Source organism: Bacteriovorax sp. PP10 (assembly GCF_035013165.1).
Classification (GTDB): domain Bacteria; phylum Bdellovibrionota; class Bacteriovoracia; order Bacteriovoracales; family Bacteriovoracaceae; genus Bacteriovorax; species Bacteriovorax antarcticus.
The window spans coordinates 793,325-805,633 of record NZ_JAYGJQ010000001.1; the positions used below are offsets into that span (position 1 = coordinate 793,325).

The window sequence follows — 12,309 nt, forward strand, 5'->3', positions numbered from 1 at the left end:
AATACTTGAATGGCCATGTGTATCTAGCTATTTAGTGCATTTACAGTTAGTATGACTTACGCCCATCATAGGGCCGTCAATTCATCAAACAATCAAAGCTATTCTGCAAATATCAATGGGGCCTAGAAATGGTAGATTCTACTAAAAAGAAAATTATTGTACGAAAAACACAGTTTTCAGACGCTAATATGATCAACGACATCGTTCAAAAATGTTATCCCGGAGTTCCTCCGTATTCTCTCGATGCACTTAAAGCTCAAATCAATCACTTTCCTGAAGGGCAAATTGTTGTTGAATTTGATGGAGTCGTTATTGGTTTCTGTATTACTTTTATCACGAGTGAAAAAGAAGGATTAAAGCCTCACACATGGAAAGAAATCACTGGTGGTGGATATGCCAGCCGTCACGATCCATTAGGAAGTTATCTTTATGGAATGGATATCTGCGTAGACCCGGCCTACAGAGGCAAAAAAATTGGTGAGCGTCTTTATAATGAGAGAAGAAAGTTATGCCAGAAGTTTAAGTTAAAAGGAATTATCTTTGGCGCGCGAATTCCAGGATTTGCTAAGAAGAAAAAAACTTATCCAACTCCAGAGTTATATGTTGAAGCAGTAAAGTCGCGAATCATTCGGGACCTGACAATTAGTTTTCAAATGAGAAATGGTTTTAATCCTGTTCTTGTCATGAAAGACTATCTGCCTTCTGATCATGAATCTCTTGGGTATGCAGTGCTTATGCGTTGGGATAATCCATTGATCGATACACAGGGAAATCGACATTATAGTGAAGATCAAAAAGATAACGTAAGAATTTGTACGATTAATTTCGAACAAAGAAGAATTTCTTCATTTGAAGAGTTCCAGTCCATCGCCGAGTATTTTATCGGTGTGGCCGCTGACTACCGCTGTGACTTTGTTGTTTTCCCAGAGTTCGTGACAATGTCATTACTTTCTATCATCAATAGAAAACTTGATCCGGTTCAATCTCTTGAGCATCTTGGACAATTCACCGAACCATTTATTAAGTTTATGAATGAAGCGGCCGTAAAATATAACATCAATATTATTGGTGGAACCCATATGGTGAGAGATAGTGAAGGACTTATGAAAAATGTCTGCCACATTTTCCTTCGTGATGGGGCCATTCATACACAGGATAAAATTCATCCAACACCTTCTGAAAAAGAATGGTGGGATGTGCGTGGTGGAGATAAGTTATCAGTGATCAATACAGATCGAGGGCCAATTGGTATTTTGATTTGTTACGATTCAGAATTTCCTGAGCTTGCTCGCCATCTCGTTGATCAAGGTGCAAAAATTATCTTCGTTCCATTTGCAACAGACACCAGACAAGGTTATTTACGAGTGAGATACTGCTCTCATGCTCGTGCTATTGAGAACCAGTGCTACATGGTTTTGTCGGGGAATACCGGGAATCTTCCGAGAGTGCAGAACATGGATATTAACTATGCTCAAAGTTGCATCTTAACTCCTTCAGATTTTCCATTTGCTAAAGATGGTATTGCCGCAGATACAGACCCCAATGCAGAGATGGTAGCGATTGCAGATCTTAGTATTAGAGATTTAATCAAGGCCCGCAATAACGGGACTGTTATGAATCTTAAAGATAGAAGACATGATCTTTACAGTGTTTCCTGGAATGGTAAGTAGATACTTTGAGGACTGAGAGCTATTAAAAGCTTTCAGATTCCTAATTCAGGAATGACCTGAGAAATATTCTGCTCGTGAATTTCATCCAGCTTTTTTGTATAAGCAATAAATTGATTCCATTCCTGGTGCTTTGATGAATTGAGTAGCTGAATAAGGCCAGTTACTCCAGGATAAGAAATTTCATTTTGAAGTTTTAATTTTGCTTTCTCAGAGAGTTCAGGACTCAAAACTGCCAATGAAAGATAAGACGGTTGATGAATCAGGTCGAGATAAACATTAAGCTCTTTTTCTCTAAAGAATGATATGAGCTCTGAGATTTGAAAAATATTATAGGCCTGAACTGCAGTTGAAACAGAAATGTGAATTGGTGCTACTCTTGAAGCAGCTTTTGCAGAGTCCAGATTTTTCATCAACTGATTCCAGCGGGCCGGAAAACGAATGTAGTTATTGACTTCATCCAGTCCATCAATTGAAAAATTCAAAGTCACCTTTTCAAAATGAGACCACATCGACGGAAGTTCTGCATCCCAAATTGTTCCATTCGTACTATAGCGCAATTGAATGTGTGAGGCATGGCCGGAATCAATACAGAATTTCAAAAACTCTTTATTCTTTGAAACTAAAAAAGGCTCTCCGCCGGTTAAGTAAACTCTTCTTAATTTAGGAACGAATAATTTAAACTGCTCCCATACATCAGGATTTTCCGGCCAGTTGTTCTGGTTGAGTTTGTCCCATGTCTTTTGATCAGGCTGATTGACTAGATTACCAAGGGCCTTCCAGGTAGGCTCCCAGGAAGTAGACGAGTAAGGTCCACACATACGGCATTGTAAATTACAGACTCTTCCCAAACGAAGATCAAGTTGTTCAACTTCAGAAAGTTCTGCTTTGGTTGTTAAGTTTTCTGGTTTGATATCTGGAAAGTTTTCTATCCACTGTAAACGCTCTGAGTGGATTCCGGCCGCTTCTTGTTTGTAGCAATTAGAGCAAGCTGATACGTTTTTTCCCGTGAGCATTTTTTCTCTCACATCTTTAAAGAAATCAGTATTCCAGCTTTCATTCAAGTCATCACTCATCTTGGCCACAGTGCCATCAGAGTGTAGTGATAAATTAGATCCCGAAGTCGATGAACAACATAAGCGAACTGACCCAGAAGGACTGGATGAAATTTCTTTCCAAGGTAATGGACAAAAAGTTTTATTCACTGTGATCTCGATAGCATTATACTTAGGTCTACAGACGCAAATTTAAGGCAGGTTGATAAGAGAGGACTTTCATACCTGAGTAATAAGCTTCCGATATTACTATGCTAAATGTTATTTAATGATATTGCGACTAAAATTTAATAGTTCTCATGACTTGGTATAGAATATAAATATTGAGTTTTATCGCTTAGCTGCTAAAATTATTTTAAATAATATTTAATTATTATAAATTTATAGACGGTGAATATGAAAAGAAGAGAGTTTGGTGGCATGGTTGTAACTGCAGTAGCTGGTCTACTAGTAAGTGGAGCTGCGCTGGCGTCTGGAAAGAAAGCTCAAGTCTCAGGCATGGCCGGTACTGGTGCAGGTGTGGCCGCGGCAACAGCGACTCACAATCCGAATTCTTTCTACATTACGATCACAACTTTTTTCCCGTACGCGATGCCTCGTGCTGAATATAAATCACTGGTAAAAAACTGCAGAAACGTTGAGGAGTCAGACAAGTTGATGGCCGACATGAAAGCAGAAGGAAAACTTCTAAGCTGCGAAACGAAACTTGATTCAAATAGTGTGAGTTCATGTTTTGAATTTTGTGATGAAAAGGCCTTCAAAGAATACGAAGCAAGATATGAAATGATCCCGGGAAATTCATCGAAGCTTAAAAAACAATTGGGCTTTCATTCAAAAAGAGAATTCAAGCAAACTGTCTTTTCTTAACCTCAAAAAAAAGAGGTATCTAGTGATACCTCTTTAGAACTCTTCTTTATTTAACCGTACAACTAATTTTTTGATAAGACTGATCACCACTTCCTGAAACACGCAGGTAGCCTTTTTGGTATTTCGCTGATTTGAAAAGAACCAGGTCTACGAATGTGTAACCGTCACCGTCACCAAAAAGACGGATTCTATCAGGAGCAGATCTAAGATCTCCACCTTGACCATTAAGATGAGTCATATTAGACCATCTTTCTCCAACCATGTCTGGAGTGACCAGGATTGGGCCCATATCTTCACTGGCCTTTGGGTGTTGAAGAAGAATTGGCATGTCTGATCCAAGGTTTTCCACCAGGAATTCAATTTTAATATCAACCAATTTACCTTCAAGTTCCTCTTTCACATTACATGTGATTGTTGATGTTGAAGCAAATAGAGATGCTGATGTAAGCGAAAGCAATGCTAAAATAAAAAGTTTCATATGATCTCCCGTAGTGGTCTTGACTAATTTGTTTACGAGTAGGTTATAAAACATTTCATAGTGACGTTGAGTATATCCTGTAATTTTTACACTATAGAAAATGAGATATTGTTGTTTGTTGAAATTTAATAACTGTGGACTAAAAATTTTTCCTATTTATAATATTTTCAATAGGAGAATTTTAATGAAAAAGCTTTTTGGCCTTTTACTGTTGGTAAACCTTGTCCATGCTGGTGAGGTTACAGAAGTTCTTCTTCTAGATTCATCTTTCCCACCTATTAAAAGTGCTGACTTTAGCTTTGCTCAAGAGGCATGCCCTATTCTTACAGAAAGTAACCTGAACATTCCTGAGAGCGGTCAATGCTTTGATGATAAATCATGGAAAGAGATGGGGGAGCAAGCGGATGAACAAGTCTTAAGAGGTTTGATGGATTCTCTGGCAAAGGTTTCAAGCGCTGATGTTGAAAAATATAATAATTATCAAAAATTAAATCCAGATAAGGCCCGTGCTTTAAGAGGGGATTATATTCTTGCAACTCATGGAACCAGGTCTGCTTTCGTTTTAAATAAATATGCAGAAGGGAAAGTAAAGATTCATCCAATACGTGTGGTGAGTGCTCAGGCAGGAACAGTTCATCAAGAATCAGATAAAAAAGAAAATATTGAATTTCCTGTATATGGAAAAGGATGCGGTCTGAGAAAATGGACCTCAAAAGAAGAGAAGGCATTTGCTGAAAAATCATTACAGCCGTATCAGCAAAGAATTCAAAAGGTGTTAGTAAATAATAAAAATATTCGTGTGGTCTCAATCTCTCTTGGTTATAAGAAAAATTGGATATTAGAAGATAACTCAAAGTGTGATTCTAAATATGTTGATCTTGAGTACAAAATTTTAAAACAATCATGGCAGTCTCTTTTACGCAAAAATCCTAATACTCTCTTTATTGTCGCGGCAGGAAATGAAGGTGAAGATTTCAATCAGGATAAATTTAAGAAGAATGACTTATGGGCCGATTTAAGTAATGAGTCGAACCTTTTCTTAGTTGGATCCCTGAAAGTTACAAAAGACAGACTTGATTCTTCAAATTATGGTACAAAAGTTATTATGGTTAAAGGAGAGCAGATTGAAGCCCTTTCTCCTATGCCTAATAATGAGCAAAAAGGACATGTAACCACATTACGTGGAACTAGTTTTTCGGCACCGATTATTGCGGGACTGGCAGTAAAAGCAATAAATGCGAATCCTAAAATATCTTTATCCGAGTTAAAAAATAGAATTACCGAGAATGCAAAATTAATAGATTAAAAATAATCATATTTGGGGCCTTTACACTTTTAAGTTCTGCTATATTTTCGCAGGAAATGAAGTCTTGTGAAAAATTAGACGAATCTAAAATTAAAAAATGCTCTCAAGAGATTATTGAATTTTCCGTATGGGAACCTTTAAAAAGCAATTTAATAGCGGCCTTAAAGAAATCTCATAATAACGTTTTAAATATTAAGTTTGATTCATCGCTTGATCGTGCGGCCATTACTAAGGTTGAATTTATGAATGGGCATTACATCCCAGTTATAATTTTAGGAAAAAGTGGAGATACTAATGAATTACTCATTACACTCAATCACGAGCTGGTTCATTACTTAAGTACATTTGAGAGAATCAGTTTATTGTCAGGCAGTAAGAAAATTGAGAAATGCTTAACCGAGTATCAACTGGCCACGTTAAAAGATGAGGCGCCGGCCTTTAAGGCAGAATTGATTTTTTGGAACAATGCGCCTGAGAAATTTAAAACTCATTTTAAAAATGATTTCTTTTATTCTAAACTTTTTAAGAAAAAATTAAACTATGATGAATTTTACAGATTACTAGTTATGAGTATTTCAGCTGACAAAAACTTCATTCTCAAAAAATATATCGATATGGGTGAGTACTCGCAATGTGCTAAGAATATCATTTAGACACCACTCGGATTTGTTCTCTGAAAAAAACTAACATCTCAACTTTAGCAAACACATTGTGCTGACTCTCTATTGACACTGCTTCCCCCAGAGGTTGTACTTATCGCACTACAATGAATTTTCCGGGGGGAAAAATGAATTTTAAGGCAGCATTAGTTCTGGCAACAATTCTTTCGACAATGTCGATCGCACAATCAGCAGAGTTAATCTATAAAGGTGCAGCACCGAAAATCGCTGCTGTGAAAGAAATGACTGTCGATAAAGACATGCCTTCTTACGGTAGAGAAGAAATTTCTTATTATCTAAGAGCTGAAGCGGGAGTGAGAACTGTTAGCGAAGCTATCAATTTAAAGACACAAGGGCTTCAATACGTCCGCGATGTCTACGACTTTGAATACCTGACATCATGTCCATTTCCGAATCCATCTGAAGCCTATAAAGCGGCCGTAGGAGACTTTATTGTTAGGTTCGTTGGGAATTATGTTTATTCAGCTTACGACTTCAATATGCTAAGAGTTCTGGAGTCACGTGTTCCAACTGTAAACCAGGCCATGGCCGTAAAAAGTACTGGTCTTAAAGTGCGTATGCAAATTTCAGATTATTTACAATTGATTCCACCTTCAGTGGGGAATCCTTCTGATGCTTATGTAAAGGCAATTTCGAATTTTACGGCACAAAATATCTCAGCTGTTCTTGATTATTACTCACAAATTTACCTAATTGTTGAAGCTGAGAAGTTTACGACAACTGTTGGTGATGCAATGATGGTTAAGAACGCTGGACTAGTGTCTGTGCACAATAGACAGGAGTTGTTTCAATTGGCCGCTTATAGCGTGCCGAATCCGTCAGCAGCTTATCAGCAAGCTGTGAATAACTTTATTAGAGATAATCTTAATAGATACCCATACTAATTTATTTTGAGACTGCGGTCGCCTTGGTGGCCGCAGTTTTTTAAGTTTCTATCTCACTAGTTAAAATCAAAAAAGTCATTTATGATATTCAGCAATGGCCCATTATTCTAGAAGGTTTTTCCTTCAAACACTTTTAACAATTCCATTGGTTGCTTGCTCGAAAAAGGCAGGGCAGTCAAATATGAATAAAGATTCTCTCCTTACTCATTTTAATGTGCCTTTACCGGTTGAGACTTTAGAAAATAGTGTTAAAGCTGAGTGCAGAAGAAAAGCAGAAGCTTTTTATAAAGTTCATAGCTCTCAAATTGATTTCAATGTGAATTTTGAAAAGCTTGAATTAGAGCAATTCAAAAATGATCAGATCGTTTTTCTTGATGGCATGGCCGTCTCGCATATCATGACTGGGTTTATTCTCATGGCGAGAGCCCTATGATTATAGACCAGATGCCTTCGAATTTATCAGAGATTAAAACACAGTATTGCATTATCGGATCTGGGGCCGCGGGGATCACCCTTGCTTTGGAGCTTGAAAAGAAAGGCTTCGATGTTGTGATTCTTGAAGCTGGAAATTTCGAACAAAAAAGCAAAATTGCTGATGAGAAAGTTCTTGAAACGGGTTTTCCTACAGAAGTGGATAAAAGGCGTTTTAAGGATTTCGGCGGAAGCACTGAAGCTTGGGGCGGATGGTGTACTCCGCTTGACGAGAGTGACTTCCAGGCAGAAGAAAAGATACATTACTCTGGATGGCCGATTAAGCTTTCAGATTTAAGGCCTTACTATGACAGAACAACTGAAATCCTAAATCTTGAATATAGCTTTTTTGAAAATAAGAAAATTTTTGAAATGGAATCTGAAGCACAAAAAATTGGATCTGCTTTTAAGTTGTATCAATTTAGTACTCCTGTCACTCGATTTGGACAGAAGTATAAAGAGCATATAAGTCGTTCAAGTAAAATTAAGTCTTATTTAAATAGTCCCGTTGTTGAAATGCAGATGAATGGACAAGGGACTATTGTTGAAGCTTTAAAAGTTAAAAGCTCTACAGGGCTTCATACGATTAAGGCAAAGCACTTCATCTTTTGTTGCGGCAGTATTGAAAACGCTAGATTGCTCTTAAGTTTTTCTAGGAAGAATAAAACTCCGATTGGACTTGGTCATAAATTTCTTGGAAAAGGATTTATGGAACATCCTAATTTTAGCAATGTTGGAACAATGATGTTTTATAAGAAAGATCCCTGGTCTAAGCTTGTAGATGTGAATGCCAATGGGAAGAGAGATCATTTTTTCTTTCAAGTTAGTGAAGCTGAGAGAAAAAAGCATGGATGGCTTAATCTAAGATTTAAGGTTTACGATGTAGAACATCCACTAGATCCGGTAGATCAAAAAATTTATTCGCTCTATACAGAGACACTAAAAAGAAGTTTTCATCCTGTCCAGGAGATTGGACTTTCTTGTGAGCAGTTTTGTTCAGATATGAATGGGATTGTCTTGAGAGAAGATGCAGATCGTTTGGGATTATGGAATGTTAATTTGAATTGGGAGTTAACAGAGCTGGATTGGAAGTCTTATACGGAGTCGATGGAGTTTTTTGCGAGAAAACTGCCGAGCTTGGGATTAGGATTCATGAAAGTGAATAAAGATTTTCTTGAACGAAAAATTGCACCAGTTGGAAATTCTCATCAGATGGGGATGACCAGGATGGGAGAGAGTTTTAAAGACGGGTATGTGGATAAAAACTTATCTGTATTTGGGGTGAGTAATTTAAGTGTGCTTGGGTCTTCTGTCTTTCCAACAACGGGGGCCGCTGCACCTACGATGACGATTACGGCGCTTGCGTTAAGACTCGCCGATTACATATCTTTAAAAGGTTAAAATTATTTTGTGACCTTCGTTGATGAAATATTTTCTAATGGATTAACTAAATTTAAATTTCCACCAAGCTTAGAAGTATAAAGAGAAGATTTTGTTTTTAAAAAATTACTTATCTCTGCATCAGGATTTCTTCTTAAATAAACTAAAAGCCAACCTAAGTTTGAGGGAGTCAGTGCATCCTGCTTAACTCCAAGACGCTTCTCAATTGTCTCTGGATGTGAAATGGCCAAATAAGTAAACCGCACAAGCTCTTTCAATTTATCAGACTGCAAATCCAAAATACTCGACATGACAACCAAAGGGGCAGTTGCAAACGCTTGATAATGAATGGCCCTTTTTCCACGGTTCATTTCCTCAATCAGAGATCCGTCTTTTTGAATCTTATCCATTGCATTTGAAAAGACTTGCTTACTCCATGAAAGATACTTCGAATCTTTAGTAATGGCGCCAACTACGCCAACAGCTAAACCTTCCCAGTAGTAATGATTATTGCGAGTTCCCTTATATTGATCAGAATGAACCATTGTAAGATCGGCCAATTTTTTGAGCCAGGACTCAATGATTAAGTTTTCATCGGGCTTAATGATTGCTCTGGTTTTTCCATAGACTAGTCCAATACCAGCGAGCATCCATTTTCTTTCTGAGTAGGATTGATTAGTTTTCATTTCGCCAAGCATGGCATTTTGTTTTGCCCAGCTCAAAATCCATGCATTCGCACAATGACCTTCACTTAAGTTTTTAACTGGATCCTGAATATATTTATCCGACATTTTTGCAATGGAGCGAATAAAGTTTTCAAGTGGTTTAACCGCATCGTCGTGCTTTTTTTTGAGTTCAGGATCAATAAGAGAATGATGGGCATCATTATAAAAAGAGTTTGCATCCAGGGTATAGACAATTGCAGAGGGAGAAGGGCATGCCTCTACTTTAAAAGATAAAAATAATTGGGTTAGAATAAATAAATAAAGTTTTAACATACACCCTTGGGTTAAGAGATTCTGCTCTGAGAAATGGTACTTAAGATGTAGCTATCTGTATAGATTTCGAGTATTTCCTCAATAGAAGACAGACGCACTTAGGTAAAAGCATTCATTCAGAAGTGCATTTTACATATATAGTAATTTTATCTATTCTGAGAGGAGCAAAGAAGGAAAATTCAATGTCTAACCATCAATCTGAAACCTCTATTTTAGAGGCCAAGATTAAATCAGAGCAGCAAAAATTCGAGGCCATTTTTTATGGTTCAGAATCGCCTATGGTTATTTTCAAAGGGCCAGAAATGGTTGTTGAAATGTTCAATGAAAAATATCAAGAAATTTATAAAAATCGTAACATTTTAGGTGAATCACTTTTTAAAGCAATACCGGAATTAGTTCACACTCCTTTTCCAAATATTCTTAAAAAGGTTTATGAAACTGGCGAATATTATGTTTCGCGTGAAGGTCATTCTCAACTCTATAATGCAGTAACTGAGCAATTTGAAGATCGCTATTTTGATACTACTTTTTCTCGTATCAGTTTTGGCGATGAATTGTATCGTATTCTAGCTACACCCAGAGAAGTAACTCAAAGAGTGTTGGTAAGAAAAAAACTGGAAGATAGTCTTAAAGAATTAGAAGAAGAACGTGAGCTTCGTGAGAGATTTGTTCTCGCACTTTCACATGACCTACGCACGCCACTTGCCATAGTAACGATGTGTGCACTTATTCTTAAAAAGAAAGTTGAAGATTCAGAAACGATTGTAGAGATGGCGGATAGAATCACTTCAAGTGTGGCAAGAGCAGACCGAATGATTCGCGATCTACTTGATGCCAATCGCATTAAGGCTGGCCTAGGTATACCGATTTCTTTAGAGGACTGTTCTCTCGATCAAATTTTAAATTTCGTCGTTAGCGATTTAGAAGAGCTTTATGGGCAAAGATTTGTCGTTAATAATATGGCCGGTGAAATTAAAGGACGTTGGGATACATTGGCGATTCATCGTATTGTTGAAAATCTTTCGAGTAATGCAATTAAATACGGCACGCCTTATTCAACGATTACCGTCACATTAGCACTGGTTAATAACTGTGCTGAGATCTCAGTTCATAATACAGGAAGCTTTATCCCGGTAGAAGAGCAGGACTCTTTATTTGACCATTACAGCCGTTCTAAGTCGGCAGAGAGTAGCGGGCAAACAGGATGGGGAATTGGGCTAGCGTTAGTTAAAGGATTAACAGAAGCTCATAAAGGGTCTGTGCATATGCAGAGTGATCTAGATTCTGGAACAACATTTACAGTGATTTTGCCGGTCGGCTAGAAAAAGGCGGTGTCCTTTCGAACACCGATTAATATTTTATTTAAGAGTTGGATATAGGTAAGACGCAGCTTCTTGATCATAATCTGTAATGTAAGGAACATTGTCATAAGACATAATACTTTTGAAGGTTTCATCAAACTGATGACCTAATCCCAAAAAGTGTCCTAGCTCATGTGCTGTTACATCTATCATGTAGCTTGCCATCTTTGAGATATCTCCATCTTTTTCTACTTCTTTTACCCAGACAAAAACATCAGCATCAATAATTTCGGCCTTAAAAGTATCGTAGTTTGTCGTTGTCGAGGCCGGGTTCATATATTGGGGTCTTGATTCAGTTGAATAATCTTTTACTGTGTAGATGCAATGAGAGTTCAGGTCACTGAAAGGTGGATATACTGATAAATAATTAGTTTTGATTGTCATTTTATTTCTAAGAGCGTTCTTCCATACTTGAATGCCACCATTGAAAGCGTCCTCTGTAGACTTGTATTGATTTCCACAAACATCAATTTGAAGTATTTCTTTTTGTGGCCATCCAATCGCAACGCCTGCACCCATAATATACTTATAGTGATCATCTACTTTAAGAATGTTTTTTTGTTCTGATTTTTTTACAAATACGAAACTTAAAAGAACTCTACCTTCAGTTGGGTCTTGCTCTTGTATTTCTACAAGAAGAGAAAAAGAATCCTTAGATTTCTTCAGGCTGTAGTGAAGAATCGATAAATCATAAACACCATAACCTGTATCAAACGTCTTTAATTCAAGTTTGCCGTTATTAACTGTAAATCCAAACTTTAAATTTGATTTTGGGTTTGAGTAAATATAATCATTGCCTAATTTTTGAAAAGTATAAAAAGGAAGAGCATTCGCGGTCTGATCTTCTTCAGTCGCCTCATTGCCATCTTCAGGGTTACCTGTGTCTTCTTTTTCAACGATGACTTCTTTTTCAGTAAACTGCCAGATATTAGAAAGTGAGTAATTATCATACTCAGTCATGTCACGTTCTGAGATAAATGAATTTTTATCAAGAGTACTACCTTTGATAAGTTCTTTAGGATCACCTTTTACAAAAATAGTGCTTAATGAAGTACTTCCTTCCACACCAGTCTTACTGCTTTTTTTTCCACCACATGCAGTCAGTGTAAGCAGAAGGCATAAGAAAATAATTTTGTTAGAACCCATGGTCGTTTTCCCTGAT

General features: G+C 37.2%; 12 protein-coding genes. 8 read left to right on the top strand and 4 right to left on the bottom strand.

Going from position 1 to position 12,309, the window contains the following annotated elements; translation table 11 throughout:
• The first annotated feature begins 128 nt into the window (after positions 1 to 128).
• Entirely contained in the window at positions 129 to 1,670 is a 1,542-nt protein-coding gene (locus SHI21_RS03865; protein WP_323574808.1) for a bifunctional GNAT family N-acetyltransferase/carbon-nitrogen hydrolase family protein, read from the top strand.
• A 32-nt stretch (positions 1,671 to 1,702) separates the two neighbouring features.
• Here the strand turns inward: SHI21_RS03865 and SHI21_RS03870 are convergent, their stop codons facing one another.
• Positions 1,703 to 2,872, bottom strand: coding sequence for a twitch domain-containing radical SAM protein (locus SHI21_RS03870; RefSeq protein ID WP_323574810.1), 1,170 nt, complete (start codon positions 2,870 to 2,872; stop codon positions 1,703 to 1,705).
• 246 nt (positions 2,873 to 3,118) lie between these two features.
• Between SHI21_RS03870 and SHI21_RS03875 the strand changes: the two genes are divergently transcribed.
• Positions 3,119 to 3,589, top strand: coding sequence for a hypothetical protein (locus tag SHI21_RS03875; protein WP_323574812.1), 471 nt, complete (start codon positions 3,119 to 3,121; stop codon positions 3,587 to 3,589).
• Between the two features lie 46 nt (positions 3,590 to 3,635).
• Here SHI21_RS03875 and SHI21_RS03880 read toward each other — a convergent pair whose 3' ends face one another.
• Positions 3,636 to 4,067 (bottom strand): hypothetical protein, encoded by a 432-nt coding sequence (locus SHI21_RS03880; RefSeq protein ID WP_323574814.1) that lies wholly within the window; start codon positions 4,065 to 4,067, stop codon positions 3,636 to 3,638.
• Positions 4,068 to 4,251: 184 nt separating this feature from the next.
• Between SHI21_RS03880 and SHI21_RS03885 the strand changes: the two genes are divergently transcribed.
• The 5 genes from SHI21_RS03885 to SHI21_RS03905 all read left to right on the top strand — a co-directional run bounded on the left by SHI21_RS03885 (position 4,252) and on the right by SHI21_RS03905 (position 8,809).
• A complete protein-coding gene (locus SHI21_RS03885) occupies positions 4,252 to 5,373 on the top strand; it encodes a S8/S53 family peptidase (RefSeq protein ID WP_323574815.1) in 1,122 nt (373 codons plus the stop codon).
• A gap of 56 nt (positions 5,374 to 5,429) precedes the next feature.
• Complete coding sequence (locus SHI21_RS03890; RefSeq protein WP_323574816.1) at positions 5,430 to 6,026, top strand: hypothetical protein; 597 nt, start codon at positions 5,430 to 5,432, stop codon at positions 6,024 to 6,026.
• A 134-nt stretch (positions 6,027 to 6,160) separates the two neighbouring features.
• A complete protein-coding gene (locus SHI21_RS03895; protein WP_323574818.1) occupies positions 6,161 to 6,937 on the top strand; it encodes a hypothetical protein in 777 nt (258 codons plus the stop codon).
• A 181-nt stretch (positions 6,938 to 7,118) separates the two neighbouring features.
• Entirely contained in the window at positions 7,119 to 7,370 is a 252-nt protein-coding gene (locus tag SHI21_RS03900; RefSeq protein WP_323574820.1) for a hypothetical protein, read from the top strand.
• Positions 7,367 to 8,809, top strand: coding sequence for an FAD-dependent oxidoreductase (locus SHI21_RS03905; RefSeq protein ID WP_323574821.1), 1,443 nt, complete (start codon positions 7,367 to 7,369; stop codon positions 8,807 to 8,809). Before SHI21_RS03900 ends, SHI21_RS03905 begins: the two co-directional genes overlap by 4 nt.
• 2 nt (positions 8,810 to 8,811) lie before the next feature.
• Here the strand turns inward: SHI21_RS03905 and SHI21_RS03910 are convergent, their stop codons facing one another.
• Positions 8,812 to 9,786 (bottom strand): alginate lyase family protein, encoded by a 975-nt coding sequence (locus tag SHI21_RS03910; RefSeq protein WP_323574824.1) that lies wholly within the window; start codon positions 9,784 to 9,786, stop codon positions 8,812 to 8,814.
• Positions 9,787 to 9,968: 182 nt separating this feature from the next.
• Between SHI21_RS03910 and SHI21_RS03915 the strand changes: the two genes are divergently transcribed.
• The gene (locus SHI21_RS03915; RefSeq protein ID WP_323574826.1) at positions 9,969 to 11,108 is read left to right on the top strand and encodes a sensor histidine kinase; all 1,140 of its coding nucleotides are present in this window, start codon (positions 9,969 to 9,971) and stop codon (positions 11,106 to 11,108) included.
• 36 nt (positions 11,109 to 11,144) lie between these two features.
• Here the strand turns inward: SHI21_RS03915 and SHI21_RS03920 are convergent, their stop codons facing one another.
• Positions 11,145 to 12,293, bottom strand: coding sequence for a zinc metalloprotease (locus tag SHI21_RS03920; protein WP_323574827.1), 1,149 nt, complete (start codon positions 12,291 to 12,293; stop codon positions 11,145 to 11,147).
• Positions 12,294 to 12,309 lie beyond the last annotated feature (16 nt).

Coding starts and splice junctions, on each gene's coding strand:
- SHI21_RS03865 (WP_323574808.1), top strand. CDS start 129: ATGGTAGATTCTACTAAAAAGAAAATTATTGTACGAAAAACACAGTTT.
- SHI21_RS03875 (WP_323574812.1), top strand. CDS start 3,119: ATGAAAAGAAGAGAGTTTGGTGGCATGGTTGTAACTGCAGTAGCTGGT.
- SHI21_RS03880 (WP_323574814.1), bottom strand. CDS start 4,067: ATGAAACTTTTTATTTTAGCATTGCTTTCGCTTACATCAGCATCTCTA.
- SHI21_RS03885 (WP_323574815.1), top strand. CDS start 4,252: ATGAAAAAGCTTTTTGGCCTTTTACTGTTGGTAAACCTTGTCCATGCT.
- SHI21_RS03890 (WP_323574816.1), top strand. CDS start 5,430: ATGAAGTCTTGTGAAAAATTAGACGAATCTAAAATTAAAAAATGCTCT.
- SHI21_RS03895 (WP_323574818.1), top strand. CDS start 6,161: ATGAATTTTAAGGCAGCATTAGTTCTGGCAACAATTCTTTCGACAATG.
- SHI21_RS03900 (WP_323574820.1), top strand. CDS start 7,119: ATGAATAAAGATTCTCTCCTTACTCATTTTAATGTGCCTTTACCGGTT.
- SHI21_RS03905 (WP_323574821.1), top strand. CDS start 7,367: ATGATTATAGACCAGATGCCTTCGAATTTATCAGAGATTAAAACACAG.
- SHI21_RS03910 (WP_323574824.1), bottom strand. CDS start 9,786: ATGTTAAAACTTTATTTATTTATTCTAACCCAATTATTTTTATCTTTT.
- SHI21_RS03915 (WP_323574826.1), top strand. CDS start 9,969: ATGTCTAACCATCAATCTGAAACCTCTATTTTAGAGGCCAAGATTAAA.
- SHI21_RS03920 (WP_323574827.1), bottom strand. CDS start 12,293: ATGGGTTCTAACAAAATTATTTTCTTATGCCTTCTGCTTACACTGACT.